The 25415-nt window shown below is 58.3% G+C and carries 21 protein-coding genes and 1 pseudogene; 10 read left to right on the top strand and 12 right to left on the bottom strand.

The window, feature by feature from the left end; all coding sequences use genetic code 11:
* The first annotated feature begins 9 nt into the window (after positions 1-9).
* Entirely contained in the window at positions 10-768 is a 759-nt protein-coding gene (gene phnP, locus ABLV54_RS15370) for a phosphonate metabolism protein PhnP (protein ID WP_023291662.1), read from the top strand.
* Positions 769-790: 22 nt separating this feature from the next.
* On the opposite strand, the gene yjdP is transcribed toward phnP, so the two are convergent.
* Together yjdP and ABLV54_RS15360 are read right to left on the bottom strand one after the other, a co-directional pair.
* Positions 791-1147, bottom strand: coding sequence for a DDRRRQL repeat protein YjdP (gene yjdP, locus ABLV54_RS15365; protein WP_032429059.1), 357 nt, complete (start codon positions 1145-1147; stop codon positions 791-793).
* A 70-nt stretch (positions 1148-1217) separates the two neighbouring features.
* Positions 1218-3503: an ATP-binding protein gene (locus ABLV54_RS15360; RefSeq protein WP_101881286.1), complete on the bottom strand. Its 2286-nt coding sequence runs from the start codon at positions 3501-3503 to the stop codon at positions 1218-1220.
* A gap of 179 nt (positions 3504-3682) precedes the next feature.
* On the opposite strand from ABLV54_RS15360, the gene ABLV54_RS15355 reads away from it, so the two are divergent.
* The 4 genes from ABLV54_RS15355 to ABLV54_RS15340 all read left to right on the top strand — a co-directional run bounded on the left by ABLV54_RS15355 (position 3683) and on the right by ABLV54_RS15340 (position 8261).
* Complete coding sequence (locus ABLV54_RS15355) at positions 3683-5203, top strand: sugar ABC transporter ATP-binding protein (RefSeq protein WP_050533643.1); 1521 nt, start codon at positions 3683-3685, stop codon at positions 5201-5203.
* On the top strand, positions 5200-6198 hold the full coding sequence (locus tag ABLV54_RS15350; protein ID WP_023291658.1) for a ribose ABC transporter permease: 999 nt from the start codon (positions 5200-5202) through the stop codon (positions 6196-6198). Before ABLV54_RS15355 ends, ABLV54_RS15350 begins: the two co-directional genes overlap by 4 nt.
* 30 nt (positions 6199-6228) lie before the next feature.
* Positions 6229-7170: an ABC transporter substrate-binding protein gene (locus ABLV54_RS15345; RefSeq protein WP_032454582.1), complete on the top strand. Its 942-nt coding sequence runs from the start codon at positions 6229-6231 to the stop codon at positions 7168-7170.
* Between the two features lie 74 nt (positions 7171-7244).
* Entirely contained in the window at positions 7245-8261 is a 1017-nt protein-coding gene (locus ABLV54_RS15340) for a carbohydrate kinase family protein (protein ID WP_032454581.1), read from the top strand.
* 40 nt (positions 8262-8301) lie between these two features.
* On the opposite strand, the gene ABLV54_RS15335 is transcribed toward ABLV54_RS15340, so the two are convergent.
* Entirely contained in the window at positions 8302-9030 is a 729-nt protein-coding gene (locus ABLV54_RS15335; RefSeq protein WP_050533642.1) for a response regulator transcription factor, read from the bottom strand.
* 273 nt (positions 9031-9303) lie between these two features.
* Here ABLV54_RS15335 and fdhF point away from each other — a divergent pair, with 273 nt between their 5' ends.
* A complete protein-coding gene (gene fdhF, locus ABLV54_RS15330) occupies positions 9304-11451 on the top strand; it encodes a formate dehydrogenase subunit alpha (RefSeq protein WP_077625397.1) in 2148 nt (715 codons plus the stop codon).
* Positions 11452-11648: 197 nt separating this feature from the next.
* Positions 11649-12335: a tetratricopeptide repeat protein gene (locus tag ABLV54_RS15325; RefSeq protein WP_023291654.1), complete on the top strand. Its 687-nt coding sequence runs from the start codon at positions 11649-11651 to the stop codon at positions 12333-12335.
* A gap of 34 nt (positions 12336-12369) precedes the next feature.
* Here the strand turns inward: ABLV54_RS15325 and gltP are convergent, their stop codons facing one another.
* On the bottom strand, positions 12370-13683 hold the full coding sequence (gltP, locus tag ABLV54_RS15320) for a glutamate/aspartate:proton symporter GltP (protein WP_004206354.1): 1314 nt from the start codon (positions 13681-13683) through the stop codon (positions 12370-12372).
* 111 nt (positions 13684-13794) lie between these two features.
* A pseudogene (locus tag ABLV54_RS15315) lies at positions 13795-13995 on the bottom strand (hypothetical protein).
* 100 nt (positions 13996-14095) lie between these two features.
* Here ABLV54_RS15315 and acs point away from each other — a divergent pair.
* The 3 genes from acs to actP all read left to right on the top strand — a co-directional run bounded on the left by acs (position 14096) and on the right by actP (position 18202).
* The gene (acs, locus tag ABLV54_RS15310; RefSeq protein ID WP_050533640.1) at positions 14096-16054 is read left to right on the top strand and encodes an acetate--CoA ligase; all 1959 of its coding nucleotides are present in this window, start codon (positions 14096-14098) and stop codon (positions 16052-16054) included.
* A gap of 184 nt (positions 16055-16238) precedes the next feature.
* Positions 16239-16550: a DUF485 domain-containing protein gene (locus ABLV54_RS15305; protein ID WP_004206350.1), complete on the top strand. Its 312-nt coding sequence runs from the start codon at positions 16239-16241 to the stop codon at positions 16548-16550.
* A complete protein-coding gene (actP, locus tag ABLV54_RS15300; RefSeq protein WP_025999225.1) occupies positions 16550-18202 on the top strand; it encodes a cation/acetate symporter ActP in 1653 nt (550 codons plus the stop codon). Before ABLV54_RS15305 ends, actP begins: the two co-directional genes overlap by 1 nt.
* A 52-nt stretch (positions 18203-18254) precedes the next feature.
* Here the strand turns inward: actP and ABLV54_RS15295 are convergent, their stop codons facing one another.
* From ABLV54_RS15295 to ABLV54_RS15265, 7 genes are all read right to left on the bottom strand, one after another.
* Positions 18255-19352 (bottom strand): type 1 fimbrial protein, encoded by a 1098-nt coding sequence (locus ABLV54_RS15295; protein WP_044525148.1) that lies wholly within the window; start codon positions 19350-19352, stop codon positions 18255-18257.
* Between the two features lie 20 nt (positions 19353-19372).
* Positions 19373-19924 (bottom strand): fimbrial protein, encoded by a 552-nt coding sequence (locus ABLV54_RS15290; protein WP_044525147.1) that lies wholly within the window; start codon positions 19922-19924, stop codon positions 19373-19375.
* Positions 19925-19959: 35 nt separating this feature from the next.
* Entirely contained in the window at positions 19960-22551 is a 2592-nt protein-coding gene (locus tag ABLV54_RS15285; RefSeq protein ID WP_050533639.1) for a fimbria/pilus outer membrane usher protein, read from the bottom strand.
* A complete protein-coding gene (locus ABLV54_RS15280) occupies positions 22505-23194 on the bottom strand; it encodes a fimbrial assembly chaperone (protein ID WP_044525145.1) in 690 nt (229 codons plus the stop codon). The genes ABLV54_RS15285 and ABLV54_RS15280 overlap by 47 nt, the downstream gene beginning before the upstream one ends.
* Before the next feature lie 59 nt (positions 23195-23253).
* Complete coding sequence (locus tag ABLV54_RS15275) at positions 23254-23811, bottom strand: fimbrial protein (protein WP_072096590.1); 558 nt, start codon at positions 23809-23811, stop codon at positions 23254-23256.
* A 509-nt stretch (positions 23812-24320) separates the two neighbouring features.
* Positions 24321-25010: an LrgB family protein gene (locus tag ABLV54_RS15270; RefSeq protein WP_044525144.1), complete on the bottom strand. Its 690-nt coding sequence runs from the start codon at positions 25008-25010 to the stop codon at positions 24321-24323.
* Entirely contained in the window at positions 25007-25414 is a 408-nt protein-coding gene (locus ABLV54_RS15265; protein WP_004206336.1) for a CidA/LrgA family protein, read from the bottom strand. Before ABLV54_RS15265 ends, ABLV54_RS15270 begins: the two co-directional genes overlap by 4 nt.
* Position 25415: the final 1 nt, after the last annotated feature.

Raw genomic sequence — 25415 nt, 5'->3', positions numbered from 1 at the left:
GGTGACACGATGAGCCTGACCCTCCGCTTAACCGGCACCGGCGGCGCTCAGCTGGTGCCGGTCTTCGGCTGCGATTGCGCGGCCTGCCGCCGCGCCCGCCGTGAGGAAAGCCATCGCCGCCGCCCCTGCAGCGGGGTGGTGACGTTCAACAGCGCAGTGACGCTGCTGGACGCCGGCAGGCCGGATCTGATGGAACATCATCCCGCCGGCAGCTTTCAGCAAGTGCTGCTAACCCACTATCACCTGGATCATGTGCAGGGGCTGTTTCCGCTGCGCTGGGGCGTGGGCGGGCCGATCCCGGTCTATGGCCCGCCGGACGACGCCGGCTGCGACGATCTGCTCAAGCACCCCGGCCTGCTCGACTTCAGCCATACCGTCACGCCGTTTGTGGTGTTTGAGCTGCAGGGCCTGCGGGTGACGCCCCTGCCGCTCAACCATTCGAAGCTCACCTTCGGTTATCTGCTGGAGTCGGCCCACAGTCGGGTGGCCTGGCTCTCGGATACCGCCGGGCTGCCGGACAAGACGCTGAAGTTTTTACTCAACAATCGCCCGCAGGCGATGATCATCGACTGCAGTCATGAGCCGCGCGCGCAGACCCCGCGTAACCACAACGATTTCACTACCGTTCGCGCCCTTAACCAGGCGATAGGCTGTCCGCGGGTGATCCTCACCCATATCAGCCATCAGTTTGACGTCTGGATGATGGATAACCCGCTACCGGAAGGTTTCGAAGCGGGTTATGACGGGATGGAAATCGTGCTGGATTAGGCGTCGGTCTGCTGCGGGGCGATCAATAGTCATCGTCCAGACGACGCTGATCGCTTTCTAACTGGCGGCGATCGCGATCGAGCTGGCGCTGGCGTTCATCCAGCTGACGGCGGCGATCGTCCAGCTGGCGTTGCCGATCGTCATACTGACGCTGGCTGTCACGACTCTGCTGGCGGCTCCCTTGATAGCGCCCGTCATCATAACGGCCATCGTCGTTGTCTCTGTCGTCGTCGTCACTGGAACGGCTACTGCCCGGGTTATAGGCGTCGTTAATGGCTTGCTGAATATTGCCGATCGCGTCATCGATAATATCGGCGCGAGCGGCCAGGCTGGTCAGCGACAGAGTGCAAAAGAGCAGTGCGGTTGCGTAACGTTTCATCGGGGCCAATCTCATCAGAGTCCTGCCGCTACCTTAATCAACGGCATGCCGCCCGGGTAGCGGAGGAATCTCAAATCCTCGCGTACGCCGCGCTCAGCGCCTGCGCCAGCTGGGCGCGGGTAAAGGGCTTACGCAGCCACTCCACCTCCGGCAGGGCCGGGTTCTGCGCCGGGCGCAAATCCTGACCGCTGATCAGCAGTACCGGCAGCGCCGGAAAGCGGCGTCGGGCGGTATGGATCACATCGGCGCCGCTCAGCGCGCCGGGCAGCATCAAATCGCTGATCAACAGGGCGATATCCGGCGAGGCCTCCAGCAGCTGCAGCGCCTCTTCCCCGCTGGCGGTTTCCAGCGTCAGCCAGCCCAGCTGATGCAGCTGCTCGCACAGCGTCTGGCGAACATCCTCTTCATCCTCCAGCACCAGCGCCAGCCGCTCTCCCGCCGGGATGGGTTCGTCTTCCACCGGCGCCACCGCCTTCCCGACCTCGGTCATCGCCCGGGGCAGCTGCAGCCGCACCGTCGTCCCCTGCCCCGGCGCGCTCTCCAGCGCCACCCGGCCGCCCGACTGGCGCACAAAGCCATACACCATCGACAGCCCCAGGCCGCTGCCGCTGCCGGTGGCTTTGGTGGTGAAGAAGGGTTCAAACACCCGGGCTTTCACCGCCTGCGACATGCCGCTGCCGTGATCGATCACCTCCAGGGCCACCATATCCTGCCGCTGGCCGCTGCTGCGAGTGACCCGCTGATTCCAGGTGCGAATTTTGATGACGCCCGCGCGCCCGGCCATGGCGTCGCGAGCGTTCATCACCAGGTTGATCAGGGCGTTTTCCAGCTGGCCGACGTCTATCCATGCCGGCCATGCCGGCGACTGCGCCTCAATCTCCAGGCTCAAGGTCGCCGGCAGGGAGTGGCGCATCAGCTCGCTGAGGTTCTCCAGCAGCGGCGCCATCGCCACCGCCTGGGGATGCAGCGCCTGCTTGCGCGAAAAGGCCAGCAGCCGCTGGGTCAGAAGCGCCCCGCGTTCCGCCGCCTTCAGCGCCCTGGTGAGGCGCGGCGCATCCTGCGCATTCGGCTCCACCAGCTCAAGGCTGCCGATGATCACCGCCAGCAGGTTGTTAAAATCATGCGCCAGGCCGCCGGTCAGCTGGCCGACGGCCTTCATCTTCTGGCTGTGCAGCAGCGCCTCCTCCAGCTCCTGGCGCTTAATCCGATCGATCTCCATCTGGGTGGTCTTCTCTTTCAGCAGCCGGGTGGTGTGCTCCAGCGACGCCGTATTGCGGGCGAAAACGTTAAAGGCGCGCGCCAGTTCGCCCAGCTCGTCGCGCCGCTGCAGGGCCGGCACCGAGACGTTCGGCTCTCCCTGAGCCAGCCGCGACATCGCCCGCGAGATAGCGGTCAGGTTAGAGCCCAGGTTACGGTAGATGTACCACCCGGCGCAGCCGGTGATCGCCAGCGCCAGCAGCGCGGAAAGCAGAATAAACATGCTGATGGAGCGCAGCTCCCGATGGCTCTGCGCCGCCCGCTGTTCGGAGGCTTCCGCCACCCGGGTCACGTACTGATTGATGTCGTCGTTAAGCAGCGCGACCAGCGCTTTGATGTGGTACATGTACCAGCTGATCGTCAGGTCGCTCTCCTCCAGCTGGGCCGACAGCGGGGCAAGTTTCGCCAGCTCCCGGGTGACGTCGGGGAGAACAAACGCCAGCGCGGGATCGGCGCTATGGGCCGGCAGGTCGCCGCGCAGCTGGTCGAGCTGCAGGACGATCGACCGCGGCGTGACGGTATGGATCGCGGCGACGATCAGCCGGTCCATCTCGGCCAGCCGGCGGGGATCGATCGCCCGCTCCCCGCCGCGATCGTTAAGATCGGCGAGATGGCGCAGGTTGCTCTGATTCTGGTAAAGCGAACTCAGCAGCGCATTGCGCTGCAGATGGCGGCGCTGGCCGCGCTCCAGCATCTCCGCCACGCTCTGCTGCAGCGCGTTGCTGCGGCGAATAATACTGGCCACCAGCGCCTGCTCCTGCTGCGCCAGCGGGGCCGCCGCCAGCTGGGCCAGCGAGTGCTTCAGCGCCTGCTGCGTCGCCCGCAGCCGTTCCGCTTCGCTTTTGTACTCCAGCGCGCCCACCACCTGCGACAGGCGCACCGCCGCCGTGGCGACATTCGCCGTGTCCCGCGCCAGATCCATACTGCCGCGCATATCGTTGAGGGTCTGGCGCTGCACCTGCTCCTGCAGCTGGCTGGCGTGGTGAAAGCCGAACACCGCCACGCCGCTCACCAGCAGGGTGACGACCACCATCAGCAGATTAAAGGAGAGCAGGCGGCCACGGGCGCTGGTGAAAAACGGGTGTCGGCGAGCGGTCATAGCAACTCCGGTGAAGGAACGGTCGGCAGATAGGCGTGACGGTGCAGAAAATGACGCCGCGTAACTGTGATCGCGGTTAACTATTTATCACTATGACAAATATGAATGGATTCTGACATCCTGCATTTATTTTCCGGTGGTGGACTGCAGCTATTGTTCTCGCAGACAGGAGCGCCGTGATGACCGCCACCCCGGTACTGGAAATGCGCCATATCGCCAAAGCTTTTGGCAAATTCTACGCGCTGAAGGGCGTCGACCTGACGGTCTGGCCCGGCGAGATCCATGCCCTGATGGGGGAAAACGGCGCCGGAAAAAGCACGCTGATGAAGATCCTCGCCGGCGCCTATACCGCCACCAGCGGCGAGATCCTGATCGACGGAAAACCGCAAACGATCCGCGGCCCCAAGGACGCGCTGGCCGCCGGGATCACGTTGATCTACCAGGAGATGCAGCTGGCGCCGAACCTGAGCGTCGCGGAAAACATTTTCCTCGGCAGCGAGCTGGCGCGCGGTGGCCTGGTGCAGCGCAAAGCCATGCTCAGCCAGGCGCAGGCGGTGATCGACCGTCTCGGCGCCCAGTTCAGGGCCAGCGACCGGGTGATGACCCTGACCATCGCCGAGCAGCAGCAAGTGGAGATCGCCCGCGCCCTGCACCGTCAAAGCCGCATTCTGGTGATGGATGAACCCACCGCCGCCCTCTCCTCGCGGGAAACCCAGCGCCTGTTCGACCTCATCCTGCGCCTGCGCGATGAGGGGATGGCGATTATCTATATCAGCCACCGCATGGCGGAAGTGTATGAGCTCTCCGACCGGGTCAGCGTCCTGCGCGATGGGCAGTATGTCGGCAGCCTGGTGCGCGACAAGCTCAATGCGCCGGAGCTGGTGCGCATGATGGTCGGCCGTCCGCTCAGCGATCTGTTCAATAAAGAGCGCGATATTCCCCGCGGCCAGCCGCGCCTGCGGGTCGAGGATCTGACCGATGGCGGCAAGGTTAAGCCCAGCAGCCTGGTGGTGCATGCTGGCGAAATCGTCGGCCTCGCCGGGCTGGTCGGCGCCGGACGCTCCGAGCTGGCGCAGCTGATCTTTGGCGTGCGCAAAGCCACCGGCGGGGTGATCGAGATCGACGGCGAGCCGGTGGTGATCCACTCGCCGCGCGAAGCCATCGACCATGGAATCGGCTTTCTGACCGAAAATCGCAAAGAGCAGGGCCTGTTTCTCGAACTGGCGGCCCAGGAAAACATCACCATGGCGACGCTGGAGCGCGACGCGACCTGGGGGATGCTCAATCGCCGTAAGGCGCAAACTATTTCCGATGACGCCATCCAGCTGCTGAACATCCGCGTGCCGCACGCCCAGGTGCGCGCCGGCGGACTGTCCGGCGGCAACCAGCAGAAGCTGTTAATTTCGCGCTGGGTGGCGATTGGCCCACGCATTCTGATCCTCGATGAACCCACCCGCGGCGTCGACGTCGGCGCGAAAAGCGAGATTTACCGCATCATGAACGACATGGCGCGCCAGGGCGTCGCTATTCTGATGATCTCCAGCGAACTGCCTGAAGTGGTGGGCATGAGCGACCGGGTCTATGTGATGCGCGAAGGGACTATCGCCGGCGAGCTGCAGTCCGGCGATATCAGCCAGGAACAGATCATGACGCTGGCCACCGGCGTGAACGATTCTCACCTTAAGGCAGGGCAACTATGAGCATACCGAAAGAGACCTCCGCGCCGGTCGCGACATCCGCTTCGGCGAAAAAAATGCTGATGGGCGACCTGATGCAGACCGTCGGCATTCTGCCGATCCTCATCCTGATCGTCGCCGTTTTCGGCTTTATCGCCCCCAACTTCTTCACGGAAAGCAATCTGCTGAATATCACCCGCCAGGCCTCGATCAACATTGTGCTGGCGGCGGGAATGACCTTCATCATCCTCACCGGCGGCATTGACCTCTCCGTCGGCTCCATTCTCGGCACCACCGCGGTGGCGGCAATGGTGGTCTCGCTGATCCCGGAGTTGGCGTTGCTGTCGATTCCGGCGGCGCTGATGCTCGGCCTGCTGCTTGGGCTGTTCAACGGCGCGCTGGTGGCCTTCGCCGGGTTACCGCCGTTTATCGTCACCCTCGGCACTTACACGGCGCTGCGCGGCGCCGCCTATCTGCTGGCCGACGGCACCACGGTAATCAACTCCGATATCAGCTTCGAGTGGATCGGCAATGACTACCTCGGCCCGGTGCCGTGGCTGGTGGTCATCGCCCTGGCGGTTATCGCGGTGTGCTGGTTTATCCTACGCCGAACCACCCTTGGGGTGCATATCTACGCGGTGGGCGGCAACATGCAGGCGGCGCGGCTGACCGGCATCAAAGTCTGGCTGGTGCTGCTGTTTGTCTATGGCATGAGCGGCCTGCTCTCCGGCCTTGGCGGGGTGATGAGCGCCTCCCGGCTGTACAGCGCCAACGGCAACCTCGGGGTCGGCTACGAGCTGGACGCCATCGCCGCGGTCATTCTCGGCGGCACCAGCTTCGTCGGCGGCATCGGCACCATCACCGGTACGCTGGTGGGGGCGCTGATTATCGCCACCCTCAATAACGGTATGACCCTGATGGGGGTCTCCTACTTCTGGCAACTGGTGATCAAAGGGGCGGTGATCATCATTGCGGTGCTGATCGACAAATACCGTACCCGACACCATCAAAGTGCATAACAACACCATCTTACCTGCGAGGAAAAGCGAATGCGTTTAAAACCGATAGTCACCGCGCTGTGTGCTGGCGCGCTACTGGCCGCCTCCCCCTTTGCGTCGGCCAAAGAGCTGAAAGCGATAGGCGTGACAGTGGGCGACCTTGCCAACCCGTTTTTTGTGCAGATCACCAAGGGCGCGGAGCTGGAAGCCCGCAAGCTGGCGGGGGATAACGTCAAAGTGACGCTGGTCTCCAGCGGCTACGACCTGGGCCAGCAGGTGGCGCAGATCGACAACTTTATCGCCGCCAGGGTCGATATGATTATCCTCAACGCCGCCGATTCGAAAGGCATTGGCCCGGCGGTGAAGCGGGCCAAAGAGGCCGGGATCGTGGTGGTGGCGGTTGACGTTGCCGCCGAAGGAGCCGACGCCACCATCACCTCCGATAACACCCAGGCGGGCGAGCTGGCCTGTAAATACATTAGCGACCGTCTGAACAACAAAGGCAACGTGGTGATCATCAACGGGCCGCCGGTCTCCGCGGTACAAAACCGCGTCGAAGGCTGCGAAACGGAGTTCAAAAAACACCCGGATATTAAAATTTTGTCCTCCAACCAGAACGCGAAAGGCAGCCGGGAAGGCGGACTGGAGGTGATGACCTCCCTGCTGGCGGCCAATCCGAAGATTGACGGCGTGTTCGCGATCAACGATCCGACGGCGATTGGCGCCGATCTGGCGGCGAAACAGGCGCAGCGCAGCGAGTTCTTCATCGTCGGCGTCGACGGCAGCCCGGACGGCGAAGAGGCGCTGAAGCGTAAGAACTCGCTGTTCGTCGCGACGCCGGCGCAGGACCCGCAGGTGATGGCGGCGAAGGCGGTGGAAATTGGCTACAACATCCTGCAGGGCAAACCGGCCCCAACCGCGCCGGTGCTGATCCCGGTGACCATGATCGACAAAAACAACGTCAGTTCCTACAAAGGCTGGACCGTGAAATAAGCGCAACCCGGCGCACAATCGTTCCGCCGATTGTGCGCTACGCTTAACAGGTATGACGGCGCGGAGTAGCGATCATGGAACGTAAAGGGATTATTGCCGCAGGCAACATGCTGGTCGATCATGTCCACCAGATCAGACAGTGGCCGGAGCGCGGCTGGCTGGTGGAAATTATTCACAGCGAACGCGCCACCGGCGGCGCGCCGCTGAATGTCCTGCTGACCCTGGCCAAAATGCACGCCGGACTGCCGCTGCAGGCGGTCGGCCTGATTGGCGAGGATAACGATGGCGACTACATTACCGCCATGCTCGATCAGTACCATATCAATCGCCAGCTTGTGCAGCGCACCAGCTCCGCCCCCACCTCGATGACTCAGGTGATGACCGACGCCGAAGGCCAGCGCACCTTCTTTCACTCTCCCGGCGCCAACCGCCTGCTTGACCTTCCGGCCTTTGAGCCGCTGGATGCGCCGCTGAAAATTTTCCATCTCGGCTATCTGCTGCTGCTTGAAAGTCTCGATCGCCCCGACGAAGAGTACGGCACCCGCAGCGCGCGGTTGCTGGCGCAGATGCGCGAGCGAGGCTATGAGGTTTCCCTCGATCTGGTGTCGCGCAAGGGCGACCCGCGCTACCGCCCGCTGGTCCTGCCGGCGCTGGCGCATCTTGACTACCTGACCATCAATGAGCTGGAAGCCAGCGAGTTTAGCGGGCTGGAGATTCGTCTACCCAACGGCGAGCCGCACGTCGCCCATATCGCCCGCGCCGCCAGCGCATTGCTTGACGCAGGCGTGCGCCAGCGAGTGGTGATCCACTGTCCGGAGGGGGCATGGGGCGTCTCCCGTACCGAAGCCGGGCGCTGGGTACCGTCATGGCGGCTGCCGCCGGAGGAGATTGTCGGCAGCGTCGGCGCCGGAGATGCCTTCTGCGCCGGCCTGCTATACGGCAGCCACGAACGCTGGCCGTTAACCGACAGTCTGCAGCTGGCTCATGCCTGCGCCCGCGCCAGCCTGCAGGCCGCCAATGCGATCGACGGCGCCAAAACGCTCTCTGAGCTGCAGGCGTTTATTCAGTTGCAGAATAGTGAGAGGGGTTAACACCGCCAGCAATGGGCAGGCCGGTTAGACAGCCCCCGCCCTACGCCGCCTTCTCGCTGTGGGTCACGTCGGCGGAAAAGACATAGCCCAGGCCGCGCAGCGTTTTAATCAGCGTCGGCTGATGCGGGTTCAATTCGATTTTGCGCCGCAGGCGCATGATCAGCACATCGATGGTGCGATCGAACACCTCGGTGCTTTCGGTATGGGTTAGCGCCAGCAGCTGTTCACGGTTCAGCACCCGGCGGGCGTTCTGCGCCAGCGCCAGCAGCAAACCGTATTCTCCCTGGGTCAGCGGGATCGCCTGCTGCTGTGGGTTATACAGCTCACAGCGGGTGGTATCCAGCCGCCAGCCGTTGAACGTCAGGCCGGCGACGCCGCCCGGCGCCTCGCTGGCCAGCGCCCCGCTGCGCCGCAGCACCGCCTTCACCCGGGCGACCACCACCCGCGAACTGAACGGTTTGGCGATGTAATCATCGGCGCCCATCTCCAGGCCCACCACCACATCGGACTCGCTGCCCAGGCCGGAGAGCATCACCACCGGCAGCTCAGGCCGCGTGCGCTGCAGCTGCTGGAGCACCTGCAAACCATGGGTATCCGGCAGGATCATATCCAGCAAAACCAGCGCGATGTCCGCCCGCTGCGCCACCGTCGCCAGCGCGTCGTCGCCGGTCTGGCAGACCAGCACCTCAAACGCGTGCGCGCCGAGCACATCGCTGAGCAGCTCGCCCATCGCTATGTCGTCATCAACCACTAAAATGACCGGTTTCATCTTTGCCTCTGCCCGCGGGGGAGTTAGTGTCAGTCTGATCGATTCTGCAAGGCTGTGCCGACAAATTCCTCTTCCGGTGACATTTTTTCAAGCGCCGTCACATCTCCAGGGTATCGACACGTCAAATCTGTCGACAGGCTGTTTTTCGTCAGCATTTCGCCCAAAAAAGCCACGTATCATCAAGGAATACCCACAATGAAAATATGGCATAGAAGATGCATAGTGACGGCGCGATAGCGCAAACGCGCCCATTGAATAACTGGAGCAAGACCGATGAAAAAAGTCGTCACGGTTTGCCCGTATTGCGCATCAGGTTGCAAAATCAACCTGGTGGTCGATAACGGCAAAATCGTTCGGGCTGAAGCGGCGCAGGGGAAAACCAACCAGGGAACCCTGTGCCTGAAGGGCTATTATGGCTGGGACTTTATTAACGATACCCAGATCCTGACGCCGCGCCTGAAAACCCCCATGATCCGTCGTCAACGCGGCGGCAAGCTGGAAGCTGTCTCCTGGGATGAGGCGCTGGATTACGTCGCCACTCGCCTCAGCGCCATTAAAGCCAAATATGGCCCGGATGCGATCCAAACCACCGGCTCCTCCCGCGGTACCGGTAATGAAACCAACTATGTGATGCAAAAATTCGCGCGCGCCGTTATTGGTACCAATAACGTCGACTGCTGCGCTCGCGTCTGACACGGCCCTTCGGTTGCAGGTCTGCACCAGTCGGTCGGTAATGGCGCCATGAGTAATGCCATCACGGAGATTGATAACACCGATCTGGTGTTTATCTTCGGTTACAACCCGGCGGATTCCCACCCTATCGTGGCGAATCACGTCATTAACGCTAAACGCAACGGGGCGAAAATTATCGTCTGCGACCCGCGCAAAATTGAAACCGCGCGCATCGCCGATATGCACATTGCGCTGAAGAACGGCTCGAATATCGCGCTGCTCAACGCCATTGGCCACGTGATTATTGAAGAGGATCTGTACGATAAATCCTTCGTCGCCAGCCGTTCCGAAGGCTTCGAGGAGTATCGCAAAATCGTTGAAGGCTATACGCCGGAGTCGGTGGAGGAGATCACCGGGGTCAGCGCCCAGGAGATCCGCGCCTGCGCCCGGATGTACGCCAGCGCCAAATCCGCCGCCATTCTGTGGGGCATGGGCGTGACCCAGTTCTACCAGGGCGTGGAGACCGTGCGTTCCCTGACCAGCCTGGCGATCCTCACCGGCAACCTCGGCAAGCCGAGCGTCGGCGTCAACCCGGTGCGCGGCCAGAACAACGTCCAGGGCGCCTGCGATATGGGGGCGCTGCCGGATACCTATCCGGGCTATCAGTACGTTAAGTTCCCGGAAAACCGCGAGAAGTTCGCCAAAGCCTGGGGCGTCGACAGCCTGCCGGCACATACCGGCTATCGCATCAGCGAGCTGCCGCACCGCGCGGCGCACGGCGAAGTGCGGGCGGCGTACATTATGGGTGAAGATCCGCTGCAGACCGATGCCGAACTCTCGGCGGTGCGCAAAGCGTTCGACGATCTGGAGCTGGTTATCGTCCAGGACATTTTCATGACCAAAACCGCCTCCGCGGCCGACGTCATCCTGCCGTCCACGTCGTGGGGCGAGCACGAAGGCGTGTACACCGCAGCGGACCGCGGCTTCCAGCGCTTCTTTAAAGCCGTGGAGCCGAAGTGGGATCTGAAAACCGACTGGCAGATCATCAGCGAAATCGCTACCCGGATGGGTTATCCGATGCACTACAACAACACCCAGGAGATCTGGGACGAGTTGCGGCATTTGTGCCCGGACTTCTACGGCGCCACCTACGAGAAAATGGGTGAGCTCGGCTATGTGATGTGGCCGTGCCGCGATGAGTCCGACGCCGATCAGGGGACGTCGTACCTGTTTAAAGAGAAGTTCGATACCCCGAACGGGCTGGCGCAGTTCTTCACCTGCGACTGGGTCGCGCCGATCGATAAGCTCACCGACGAGTACCCGATGGTGCTGTCGACGGTGCGCGAAGTCGGCCACTACTCGTGCCGTTCAATGACCGGTAACTGCGCGGCGCTGGCGGCGCTGGCGGATGAGCCTGGCTATGCGCAAATCAACACCGCCGACGCCCAACGGTTAGGCATTGAGGATGAAGCGCTGGTGTGGGTGAATTCGCGCAAGGGTCGGATCATCACCCGCGCGCAGGTCAGCGACCGGCCGAACAAAGGGGCGGTGTATATGACCTACCAGTGGTGGATTGGCGCCTGTAACGAGCTGGTGTCGGAGAACCTGAGCCCGATAACCAAAACGCCGGAGTACAAGTACTGCGCGGTCAACGTTGAGCGGATTGCCGATCAGCGCGCGGCGGAACAGTACGTGATCGACGAGTACAATAAGCTGAAATCCCGCCTGCGCGAAAGCGCGATGGGTTAAGGTGCGGCGGCCTGATCCGGCTCGCGCGATGCGTAGGCCGGGTCAGGCGTAGCCGCCACCCGGCATACAAGCGGCGCCGTGTCCGCGTACCTGCGGTAGGTAGAGAGAATCCGCTCTACCTACCGATCCCTGTCATTTTCTTCTTTTTCGCCTCCCTTTATACTGCGCGCTATGTTCCTTGCTGATAATAAATACAAATGAAATACCTCTTTTTATTTTTACTGGTCATTACCAGCGGCGCAGCGGTGGCCACCGAACCGGGTAGCCGGTATCAACAGCAGGCGGAAGCCGGCGATCGACGCGCGCAATATTACCTTGCGGATACCTGGGTTAGCTCCGGCGATTATCAGAAAGCCGAATTCTGGGCACAGAAAGCAGCGGCGCAGGGCGATGGCGACGCGCTGGCCCTGCTGGCGCAGCTAAAAATTCGCAATCCGCAGCAGGCGGACTATCCGCAGGCTCGCCAGCTGGCGGAAAAAGCCGTCGAGGCCGGCAGTAAATCCGGGGAGATCGTCCTCGCGCGAGTGCTGGTGAACCGTCAGGCTGGCCCCACCGACGTGGCGCACGCCATCACGCTTCTGCAGGATGCCGCCCGGGACAGCGAAAGCGATGCGGCGGTAGACGCCCAGATGCTGCTGGGGCTGATCTACGCCAGCGGCGTGCACGGTCCGGAAGATGATGGGAAAGCGAGCGCCTACTTTAAAGGCAGCTCGGCGCTCTCGCGGACCGGCTATGCCGAATACTGGGCCGGGATGATGTTCCAGCAGGGAGAGAAAGGCTTTATCGAACCGAATAAGCAGAAGGCGCTGCACTGGCTTAACGTCAGTTGCCTGGAGGGGTTTGATACCGGCTGCGAAGAGTTTGACAGGATCAGTAAAGGATAAGAAAAAGCCCGGCGCTCGCGCCGGGCTTTGTGTTTTATTGCGCGGTTTTATCAAACTTGCCCAGCACTTCGCGTTCATACGCCAGCGCTTTTTTGCGGTCGAACTTATGCTCCCACTTGGCGATAACCAGCACCGCCAGCGCATTGCCCACCACGTTCAGCGCGGTACGCGCCATGTCGAGGATACGGTCGACGCCGGCGATAAAGGCGAGGCCCTCCAGCGGGATCCCGACGCTGCCCAGGGTGGCCAGCAGCACCACAAAAGAGACGCCCGGCACGCCGGCGATCCCTTTCGAGGTCACCATCAGGGTCAGTACCAGGGTGATCTCCTGCCAGATGGAGAGGTCGATGCCGTACAGCTGGGCGATAAAGATCGCCGCGATGCTCTGATACAGCGTTGAGCCATCGAGGTTAAAGGAGTAGCCGGTCGGCACCACGAAGCTGGTGATCGACGCCGGCGCGCCATAGGCTTCCATTTTCTCGATAATACGCGGCAGCACGCTCTCGGAGCTGGCGGTGGAGTAAGCCAGAATCAGCTCATCTTTCAGGATGCGGATTAGGATCCAGATGCTCAGGCCGCACAGGCGGGCGACAATCCCCAGCACCACCAGCGCGAAAAACAGGATCGCGAAGTAAACCAGCAGCACCAGCTTGGCCAGCGGCCACAGCGAGGCGAAACCAAAGGTGGCGACGGTCACTGAAATCAGGGCGAACACCCCGATCGGCGCATAGCGCATCACCATATGGGTGACTTTGAACATGGTTTCGGAGATGGAGCGGAAGACCGTCACCAGCGGCTCACGGTGCGTCGCCGGCAGCGAGGAGAGCCCCAGACCAAACAGCACCGAGAAGAAAATAATCGGCAGCATATCGCCTTTCGCCATCGACGCCACGATGTTGGTCGGCACCAGCGACAGGATGGTGCCCATCAGGCCATGCGCATGGCTCTGCACCTCAGCGGTGGTGTTCTGGTATTTCGAAATATCAACCGCCGCCAGCTGCGACATATCAATGCCCGTTCCCGGCTGGAAGACGTTGGCCAGGGTGATACCCAGCACGATCGCCACCGTGGTGATCACTTCGAAATAGATAATGGTTTTGGCGCCGATCCGGCCTAACTGTTTGGCATCGCCCACGCCGGCAATCCCGACCACCAGGGTCGAAATAACAATTGGGACTACGATCATTTTAATCAGATGGATAAAGATATCGCCCGCCGGCGTCAGCAAATTGCTAATCAACCAATCGCGACTTTCGGCGTGGTAATGCAGATAACTGCCCAAAAGGATACCCAGCACCAGGGCTAGCAAAATTTGCCAGGCCAGACTGACTTTTTTTGTTTTCTTCACTACTGACTTCCTCAATGAAAGGCACCATTCCTTTTCGTCATGGTACCCACTGCAGGGGGTATGAATTGTGTTGCGTTGCTTTGTGGGGTTATTTAACGCGCAATATCAGTATCATTTGCACGGCATGCTGCGCAAGCCTTTAAGAATAGGGCTTTCTTCTGGTTTTCTGCATAAAGTCACGAATTTCCCCCAGTTACAATGCATAAGTATTTGTAATAAAAAATATTTCACATCTTCCGTTTCTATAAATTCATTTACGCAATTATTTCACTTCAAAGTTTCATTTGACGAAATTTCACTCAGTTGAATCATTGCGTGATCTGCCCCCCAATTAACAAACAAAGCTGTCAAAACCCCTACTCTTAACGTTTGTTTGACATATATTTAACAAGTTCAAAGGAGAAAAAAAGCCATGAGCCAAATACACAAACACCCTATTCCCGCTAACATTGCGGAACGTTGCCTGATTAACCCGGATCAGTACAAGGCGCAGTATCAACAATCCATAACCGACCCTGATACATTCTGGGGCGAGCAGGGCAAAATCCTTGACTGGATGCGCCCCTATACCCGCGTGAAGAATACCTCCTTTGCGCCAGGTAACATTTCCATCAAATGGTATGAAGACGGCACCCTGAACCTCGCCGCCAACTGCCTCGACCGCCATCTCGCCGAGCGCGGCGATCAAACCGCCATCATCTGGGAAGGCGACGACGCCAGCCAGAGCAAGCACATCACCTACCGTGAACTGCATGCGGACGTCTGCCGCTTCGCCAATGTGCTGCTCGGCATCGGGATTAAAAAAGGCGACGTGGTCGCCATCTATATGCCGATGGTGCCGGAAGCCGCGGTGGCGATGCTGGCCTGCGCCCGCATCGGCGCCATCCACTCGGTGATTTTCGGTGGCTTCTCGCCGGAGGCGGTGGCCGGACGCATTATCGACTCCAGCTCGCGCCTGGTGATCACCGCGGATGAAGGGCTGCGCGCCGGTCGCGCCATCCCGCTGAAGAAAAACGTCGATGACGCGCTGAAAAACCCGAACGTCAACAGCATTGAACACGTCGTGGTCCTGAAACGTACCGGCGGTAAAATCGACTGGCAGGAAGGCCGCGATCTGTGGTGGAGCGATCTGATGGCGAACGCCAGCGCCGAACACCGCCCCGTCGAGATGAACGCCGAAGATCCGCTGTTCATCCTCTATACCTCTGGCTCCACCGGTAAACCGAAAGGGGTGTTGCACACCACCGGCGGCTATCTGGTCTACGCGGCCACCACCTTTAAATACGTTTTCGATTACCACCCGGGCGATATTTACTGGTGCACCGCCGATGTCGGCTGGGTCACCGGCCACAGCTATCTGCTGTACGGCCCGCTGGCCTGCGGCGCCACCACTCTGATGTTCGAAGGGGTGCCGAACTGGCCAACCCCGGCGCGTATGTGCCAGGTCGTCGATAAGCATAAGGTCAGCATTCTGTATACCGCTCCGACGGCGATCCGTGCCCTGATGGCGGAAGGCGACAAGGCTATCGAAGGCACGGACCGCTCCTCACTGCGCATTCTCGGCTCGGTCGGCGAACCCATTAACCCGGAAGCCTGGGAGTGGTACTGGAAGAAGATCGGTAACGAGAAGTGCCCGGTGATGGACACCTGGTGGCAGACCGAAACCGGCGGCTTTATGATCACCCCGCTGCCGGGGGCGATTGAGCTGAAGGCTGGCTCCGCTACCCGCCCGTTCTTCGGCGTTCAGCCGGTACTGGTGGATAACGAAGGGCTGCCGCTGGATGGCGCCACCGAGGGCAATCTTGCCATCGCCGACTCCTGGCCCGGCCAGGCGCGAACCCTGTTCGGGGATCATGAGCGCTTTGAGCAAACCTACTTCTCCACCTTCAAAAATATGTACTTTAGCGGCGACGGCGCGCGCCGAGATGAAGATGGCTATTACTGGATCACCGGCCGCGTGGATGACGTTCTGAACGTCTCCGGCCACCGTCTGGGTACTGCCGAGATCGAATCGGCGCTGGTGTCGCACCCGAAAATCGCCGAAGCGGCAGTGGTCGGTATTCCGCACAACATCAAGGGCCAGGCTATCTACGCCTACGTGACGCTCAATCACGGTGAAGAACCGACGCCGGAGCTGTATGCGGAAGTGCGTAACTGGGTGCGTAAAGAGATTGGCCCGCTGGCGACGCCGGATGTTCTGCACTGGACCGATTCGTTGCCAAAAACCCGCTCGGGCAAAATTATGCGCCGCATTCTGCGCAAGATCGCCGCGGGCGACACCAGCAACCTCGGCGATACCTCGACTCTCGCCGATCCTGGCGTAGTGGAAAAACTGCTCGAAGAGAAGCAGGCCATTACCATGCCTTCTTAAGTAAGGACCGATTCCCTACACCCTCTCCCCCACCGGGGAGAGGATAAAAATAAGTCCCTCCCCCAGGATTTCACTCGCAGGAACGCCGTCAGCGAACCGTATCCCGGCCTTTAACGCCGGAGGGGTTGCTGTCGCCAGCGTCCGCTGCGTGGATGACGAAAGGGAGACCTCTGGAGACGCTAAGATGAATGAACAACTTTGTCAGCGGATAGAAAATAGTGCGCATTTCAGGGAGCTGGTAGCATCACGGCAACGGTTTGCCGCCATTCTGTCAGTGATTATGTTAGTGATCTATGTGGGCTTTATTCTGCTTATCGCCTTCGCGCCAGGCTGGCTCGGCACGCCGCTGCACGCCGGGACCAGCGTCACCCGCGGGATCCCGCTGGGCATCGGGGTGATCGTCATTTCGTTTGTTCTCACCGGTATTTATGTCTGGCGGGCCAACGGTGAATTTGACCGTTTGACCAAGAGCGTTCTCAACGAGGTAAAAGCATGATCAAGAGAGTCCTGACGGCGCTCGCCGCCACGCTGCTGCCCCTCGGCGTTCAGGCCGCAGACGCCATTACCGGCGCGGTACAGCGCCAGCCGACCAACTGGCAAGCGATTGTCATGTTCCTGATTTTCGTCGCCCTGACCCTGTACATCACTTACTGGGCGTCAAAACGGGTGCGTTCGCGCAGCGATTACTACACCGCCGGCGGCAATATCACCGGTTTCCAGAACGGGCTGGCGATTGCCGGCGACTTTATGTCGGCAGCGTCGTTCCTTGGTATCTCCGCGCTGGTGTATACCTCCGGTTACGACGGTCTGATCTACTCGCTGGGCTTCCTTGTCGGCTGGCCGATTATCCTGTTTCTGATTGCCGAACGTCTGCGTAACCTTGGCCGCTACACCTTTGCCGACGTGGCGTCCTATCGTCTCAAACAGGGACCGATCCGCACCCTCTCCGCCTGCGGCTCGCTGGTGGTGGTGGCCCTCTATCTGATCGCCCAAATGGTCGGCGCCGGCAAGCTGATCCAGCTGCTGTTCGGTCTTAACTATCACGTTGCGGTGGTGCTGGTGGGCGTCCTGATGGTGCTCTATGTCCTGTTCGGCGGCATGCTGGCGACCACCTGGGTGCAGATTATCAAAGCGGTTCTGCTGCTGTTCGGCGCCAGCTTTATGGCCTTTATGGTGATGAAGCACGTCGGCTTCAGCTTCAATAATCTGTTTACCGAAGCGATGGCCGTCCACCCGAAAGGCGCGGCGATTATGAGCCCGGGTGGGCTGGTGAAAGATCCGATATCCGCGCTCTCCCTTGGCCTCGGTCTGATGTTTGGTACCGCCGGCCTGCCGCATATCCTGATGCGTTTCTTCACCGTGAGCGACGCCAAAGAAGCGCGTAAAAGCGTGTTCTACGCCACCGGTTTTATGGGCTACTTCTATATTCTGACCTTTATCATCGGCTTCGGCGCCATCATGCTGGTCGGCGCGAACCCAGTGTTCAAAGACGCGGCCGGGCAGCTTATCGGCGGCAATAATATGGCGGCGGTGCATCTGGCGGATGCGGTGGGCGGCAACCTGTTCCTCGGCTTTATCTCCGCGGTCGCCTTCGCCACCATTCTGGCGGTGGTCGCTGGCTTGACGCTGGCGGGCGCCTCAGCGGTGTCGCACGACCTGTACGCCAACGTCTTCCGTAAAGGGGCGACCGAGCGTCAGGAGCTGAAGGTCTCCAAAATTACGGTGCTGATCCTCGGCGTGGTGGCCATTCTGCTGGGCATCCTGTTCGAAAATCAGAATATCGCTTTCATGGTCGGCCTGGCGTTCTCTATTGCCGCCAGCTGTAATTTCCCGATCATTCTGCTGTCGATGTACTGGTCGAAGCTGACCACCCGCGGGGCGATGATCGGCGGCTGGCTGGGTCTGCTGACGGCGGTGATTCTGATGATCCTCGGCCCGACCATTTGGGTGCAGATCCTCGGTCATGAGAAAGCGCTGTTCCCGTATGAATACCCGGCGCTGTTCTCCATCGCTATCGCGTTCATCGGTATCTGGCTCTTCTCCGCGACCGATAACTCACCGGAAGGAATGCGCGAGCGCGAGCAGTTCCGCGCCCAGTTTATCCGTTCGCAGACAGGGATTGGCATCGAGAAAGGTCAGGCGCATTAATCTTCTCCCCCTTCCCCGGCATCGTCCGGGGAAGGGGCTTATTCTGCCCCCGTCAGTTGTAGGTGAAGGTGATCACCCCTGCTGCGTTTGCTGAACCTGCTGTCACTATACTTCCCGTCTTATAATAGTTTGTGGAAAAAGCGAGCGACTGCTGAGCGGCTGCCCCGCCAGGACTGTCGGGATGGGTGAAATAGCTATAGCTGGCATCTGCGCCGTCGTTCGTTACCGTCGTACGGCTCGAGGTATAGAGGCTGATGTCGGTATTCAATGGCAGCGCTTCGCCATCCAGATTCAACTGGACCCCCACCCCGGTGGCAACATTCTCTTCTGCCGTTAAGGCCATTACGGTGTTATCCGGATTATCCCCACTCGCTTCCGCCGCCACCACCCGCATCGAAACATTGGTTCCCGGCTCGCAAAAGAGATTCATGGACTGCCGCGCTGATCCTACCTTCGTCGCGCTATTAAACTCGCCGGTATTGATGCTGCCCATGGCAAAACTAAGATTATTGCTACTGACATCGCACCCCATCGGGATCATCTGGATGCTGGTGGTTCCGCTGATATGCAGTTGGGAAATCGCTACCGAGCCTGACTTATCCTTTGCCGATACCGTCGCCACCGGGTCGTTAAAGGATAATGTACTATTGCTGGCAATCGCGCCGCCAGTCGCTACCAGCTGCAGCTGATACGCCGGGGTGTAATGTGTGGAAGCGTAGAAATCTAAAAAGCCATTAGGTTCACCGAGTTTAAAGTTGGCATCGCCGATATAATGCACCTGCGAGTCGGGAGTGAAATCATCTGTATCGTTCTCATATTCACCACTGATATTAAGCCACACTTTAACGCGTATCCCGATCCCCTGCACCGAGGTGGTATAGATGTTATCGCCGACCAACGCCCCGGCATTGCTCGAAGACCAGGCAAACACCGCGTAAATTTGCCCCTGGCAATTGAGCATAAACGTTTGCGCGTGATTCATTTTCCCGGAATCGTATAGCACCGTACCCGCGGTATAATTTCCGGCGTTGATCAGTATTTTTTCCGGCAGGTTAGTCATCGAGATATCGCCATAATTTTTCCCCTCACATAACGCCCAGCTGTAGGAGGGGATCAGCACCACAATGAAAAATAAAATAAGCTTTTTCATAAACTTCCCTGTCGAAATGATTATTTATAAGCCACATCAAACGTGGCGGTAAAACCGACAATGCCGGGACTCACCTGGCCATAAGGTGAGTACATCCGTGCCGCCATGGTGAACGTGTGGATGTCCGCTTCGCTATCAAAGGTGAAGAGATACTGGTTACCGGGGCCCAGCGGCTGCTGGTCGGCCATGCTGAGCAGTTGCAAACCAATGCCGCTGGCCCCGCTATTGCCTGTCATATAGCTTTTATAGATCGAAGTATGGGCTTCATCGAAACCAGCCCCACTGAATGTGATCGTCACTGCTGACGCATAGGCGGAACAGTTGGAAAAGAGCAGCTTCACCGGCACGCTGGCGCTGCTCGATCCCGCTTTTCCGGAGAACGTCTGATAGGGAACGGTGCCCAAATCAATACGATTCGACGGCTCCACAGCCACCTCACAGGAGGGCGCTTCGATCGTGCCCGTAACCTTAAAATTGACCGTGCTGTTGCTCTCGTAAGCCAACCCGGGAGCGGAGAGCAGTAAAAGGCTAGCCAGTACACAGCCCCCTGCTCCGCAGTCTTTAATGCTCATATCAGCCCTTTTTTCCTGTTGCGAACGTGCGGCCATTATCGGCAGATGGCCTGATAAAACTGAATATTGTCGCTCAGCGTGGTGCTGGAGAAATCATAATGAGCGGTGCACTGCTCACTGCTTTTGTCCCCCCAGCGTGCTAGCAGCTGGCCTTTTTTCTGCAACCCCGTCAGGTAAACCTGCCCCTCATCGCCAACGATATTGCTGCGCGAGACGCTGGTGTTAGGCCGGGCGTTATCGAGGGTCACCAGCGCGCCGAAGGGCACCACCCCGCTGCGGGTGCGCAGTGTGAGCATCGCCTTATAGCCAATTCGCGTGTCATACTGCACTTTGACGATCGCGTTGCGCGTCGGTACCACCGTTCTGGCAACGTTATCCACTTCAGCGCCGGGGATTTCCTGTTCATCCAGCGCCAGGCTATTACGATGGTATGGACGGACGTAGGGCACCACGGCATATCCGGTGGAATCCGTCGTCACGTTTGTCTGGCCGCGCACCGTCACATCGCTGACGCCGGGGGTCTCGACCAGCGCCGAACTCTCCCCCAGAAAGCGTGACAGCGTGAGCCCACCTGAATGGGCGACCATGCCGCCGCGCAGCGAATAGTTGTAGTGATTGCTGTAGCGGTCGTAGCCATAGCCGCCCGCCACGTCGCCTTTTGCCCCCTGGTAGTTGACGCTGAGGTTGCCGGAAGTGCTCTTATCCTGGGTGTTGTACCCTTCCAGCACGCTCCAGTTCAGGGAGCGATCCTCGAACGCTGAACCGTTAAGTCCCACGCTGTGCGTGGTGTCGTTATGGCGGCCATGGTTCATGGTGTAATTCGCCGAGAGTGAGTCTCCCAGCGGAATGCTTAACGTCAGGGAGACGACCGTATCGCTGGCCGGCCGGTTATGACCGCTGTCATCGGTGTTCTGCACGTTGCGGTTATAGGAATAGTTAATAAAGTAGGAGGCTTTGCCGATTGCTCCGCTATAGCCCACCCCGACCGACGCCATGCGCGAGTTGTCCCAGTAGGTTTCATTGATCAGCGACAGCGAAAGTGAGCCATAGCCAAACAGCGTCTGTGACACCGAGGCGTCAAAACGGCCTTTCGTTCTGCCGTTGCTGGTACAGCAGTCATACTGAGTGGAAGCGTTATCGATAAAATCCTGAAACGAATAGTATCCCGCGGTGGAGTAGCGATAACCGGCCACGGAAAAGTTGGTCCCGGTCTGGAGAAAACTTTTGCTAAAGCGGACGCGATAAGATTGCCCCTGTTCTTTACTGGTCGATGTGGCCGCGGCGTTGGCGTTGACATCAGCCCATGACTGAGAACCATCAAATGAGAGGGCGCCGATAGTCCCAAGATTAAAACCGGCGCCTAACAGCAAGTTGGTGTATTTATCTTCCGCCTGCTGAAAGCCGCTATAAAGAGTAACGTTGCTGGTCACGCCATAAACCAGAGAGGACTGAATAAAGTTATATTCTTTATCGTCGGAGCTACCTGAGCGCGTTCTGCCACTGCTCAGCGCATAGTCCAGCTGGCCCTCGCGCTGCAGGATCGCCAGCGAGGCGAATGGCACCACAAAGTTTTGCTCGCTGCCGTCAGACTCTTTAATGCTGACGTACAGATCGCCGGCGCTGCCGGTGGCGTAAAGATCTTTTATTTCAAAGGCGCCGGGTGCAACGGTGGTTTTATAAATGCTATAGCCATTCTGATAGACCGAGACCTCAGCGGTGGTACGCGCAATACCCTTGATCGTCGGCGCAAACCCGTGAAGGCTATCCGGCAGCATCTCTTTATCTGAGCTGAGCTGTAGGCCGGTAAAGCTCATGCTGTCGAAGATGCCGGACGACGTATAGGTGTTGCCTACCACCAGTTGACTGCGCAGGGTTTGGATATCGCGGGTGATATAGGAGTATACCGACTCCCAGCGACTGCTATTGTCGCTGTGGCTATAGGTGCTGTAGTTGCGCAGGCGCCACGGCCCCAGGTTCACGCCAGGCTGCAGGCTGATAAACTGACTGTCGATAGTCGCGCCGTTATGTCGCGGGGTATTGCGCTGCCCGGAAATGCTGTAGTTGAGAATACCGGCGTTAATCCCCTGCTGCCACTGGCTCTCCGGCACATAGTCCCTGGGGCGGTTCAGCATGGCGGCTTGTGGGACGGTAAAATCTATCCGCTGTTGGGCAAGTGAAACCGTAAACGTCACGCCCGGGATCGCCGACAGCTGAGCACAGGTTTCTCCTGCCTCGAACAGCTTCGGATAGGCGGCGGTATTGATGAGCCATGAATGAAGAAACTCCGTAGAAAGACAGGGAGTCACCGTTGCGTTTGCACCAGCGTCAGGGTTATTTACCTGAAACAGGAGCGATTCAGAACCGACATACTTATCATTGATGAAAACATCCAGGTAATAAGTACCCGGCGGTACGCCATCTTGCGAAAAAAAAGACAGATCAACTGAAGTCGCACTATTAGCGGTGACTTCGAGTAGGTTTGGGTTGAAATATTCGCCGGCCTCAGCGCAAGTAGGTAGGGTACTCAGGCACAGAAAAATAGCGACGCAGAGACTTTTAGTTGGAAATAGCGGCTCAATGCTACTGAATAAGAGCGGTATATTTCTTCCCTGACATACCATAATCATTAATCACGCTCCATGTGATTTCTTTTTTTCCTGCCGAGGACAGGTTACTCCTGACGGGTATTTTTAAAGTCGAAAACGGGGCTGCAAACCATGCACCAGAAATATTTTTACCGTTAATACTAACCTGCGAGAAATTCATATACACTGGCGAACTATTTTTTACCGTTAGGGACGCCCCTTCTTTACCCCATCGTAATTTGTCGGCATAGCTTTCTGGTGTATTACCTTTTAACGCGGCAGGCCGGTAAATTAATTTTATTTTCGAGTTGATAGCAAACTGCACGACATTTTTATCAGGAATATATTCCGTCGCCGGGATCCCTTTAATATTTAGCCAAAACATGGATTCGCGGTCGTCTGGTAACATCTTTCCTGAACGGACAATACGCACAAATCCTTTTTCTCTGGCTTTAAGACGAAATAGCGGTGGTGTAATAATAAATGCATCTTTTGCTGGTGAAGCAGCATCAACTACAGAGAGCCAGGACTGCACGATATTGCTGTTCTGATCTTTATTCTCAACGCTAATAACGGCGTTATTCTTCGTACCATCAAAGACAAGGCGCGTACCGCCAACCACCACGCTGGCTTGCGCGATAGAAGACGACAGCACTAAACCAACCACAAAAAAAGGATATCTCATACGCTTAAATAAGGGGAATAACAGACGATCCCCCTTTCTCCCTTCAATAAAATGCAGAATTAATGATAGGTCACGTTATAAGTTACCGTTGTCTGAACGGCACCCTTTGTCGGTTCACCAGAGCCCGATTTCACCATCTTAACGGTGAACGGAATCGTTGCGGCACCGGAAGAGATATCGACATCGGAACCTTCTTCGTTATTTTTCATCAGGCTACCGGCTTCGTCATACAGCGCCACAGCGACGCCCGTTGCTGCGTCTTCCGTAGCCTGGTTTTTAAAGTAATCGCTATTCGCGGTATCGGAAACCCCGCCGAAAGTCACGCGGGCGGAGTTATTTCCCCCCTCTTCCACCGTCGGGCAATCCGCTAAGCTAAAGGAAAAGTTTTTGGCTGCGCCGAAGGTATACGCTTTCAGGTCCGCCACCGAGGTGGTACCCATATCAATGGCAGTCACACCGCCATCGATGGTCGCCGTACAGGTAGTATCTGAAACAATGCCATTAAAGGTAATGGTGTTATCAGCCTGGGCAACGGTAGACAGCGCGCTGCAGGCAGAGAAAATCAGGGCACCTGCCAGAAATTTTTTACTCATCTTCATATTTATTCCCATATCCATTATAAACGACAATCAGTCCGTCAATTGCTTTATGCAGCGATATTAGAGAATGAAATTCAATCAGCGCGGCGTCATGCCGGCATTTACATGCTATCGGCTTGATGACAGGCACTATTATGCAGAAATAAACGACCCGCTATGAATCCATTCAATAATACAAGCTCGCGTAAAAAGAATAACTAACACAAGGTAAAAATTCAATTATCAACAGATATGCTATTTTTTAAACAACGCGTATTAAAAGATTAGCGGCGCGACATAAAAAACCTTAAAAATCACTTGGATAAGCAGTTATATAATTCGTGAGAATAATAAAAACACTGAATTATATTTAGATTGCAATTAAATAATTGCCGCCAGTGAAATATTTTCTTACAAATTCAGAAGAAACATAAGAATCGACTTAATCTTTTATGATGAGTAATAACGGGTATAAACAAAAACAGGGGAAAATAGTCCATAACTATTCTCCCCCTCAATATTTCATAATATCCGGTTACGGGACCATGTTAAAACAGCAGCCAGCGCACGACCGGCGCAGCCAGCACGACGACCACACCTGAGAGCATCATCACCAGGCTGGCCACTACGCCCTCCTGCTGGCCCAGCTCATAGGAGCGCGCGGTTCCGGCACCGTGGGAGGCCGCCCCGAACCCGGCCCCTTTCGCCATCCCTTCCCGGATAGCAAGCCGTAAAAACAGCATGTCCCCCACCGCCATACCAAAGACGCCGGTGATCACCACAAACAGCGCCACCAGATCGGGTTGACCGCCGAGCGGTTTCGCCGCCGCCAGGGCAAAAGGCGTGGTCACCGAACGCACCGCCAGGCTACGCTGTATTTCGTCAGACAACATCAATCCGCGCGCCAGCCACACGGAACTGGTCACCGCTACCACCACCGCCGTCACCACCCCTGCGCTGAGAGACATCCAGTGGCGTTTGATCACCGCGATATTTTCATAGACCGGGACGGCAAAGGCGATGGTCGCCGGGCCCAGCAGCCAGAGCAGCCAGTGGGTCTCTCCCATATAGCTCTGATAAGAGATATGGCCTGCCACCAGGATCAGCACCAGCAGGATCGGCGTAAATACCAGCGGCATCAACGGCAGTTTATGAAAACGGCGATACAGTTTTTTATTAGCGTAATAGAGGCCCAGCGTCGCCGCCAGACACAGGATACTTAGCGTGGTATCGCTCATTTTTTTATCCTGTTCACTTCGTAACGATAAACCTTGTCAACGACCCAGGCCGTAGCGCCGAGCACCATCAGCGTGCTTAACGCAATGACCAGGAAAATACGCCATCCGTCGACCATCAACAGCTGGGCATAATTGACCACCGCCACCACCGCCGGGACGAAAAACAGCAGCATCTCCGCCAACAGCCAGCGGGCGCCGGCGCGAACCCAGTTGAGGGGGATCACCCGGCAAACGATCATCAACAGGAGCATCACCATGCCCACTAAGTTGGCCGGCAAGGGTACCTGCCACCTGTTCACCAGATATTGTGCGAAGATGAATAACCCGACGTAGAGCAGCACCTGTATCGGGATCTGAAGTCGCTGCGCCACAGCAGGGGCAACGCGAGCTGGCGCGAAGGCCATG

This window comes from Klebsiella sp. JB_Kp042 (genome assembly GCF_040065275.1).
Taxonomy (GTDB): domain Bacteria; phylum Pseudomonadota; class Gammaproteobacteria; order Enterobacterales; family Enterobacteriaceae; genus Klebsiella; species Klebsiella quasipneumoniae.
Note: the sequence above shows the minus strand (reverse complement) of the source record. Positions and strands in the feature narration are given on the sequence as shown.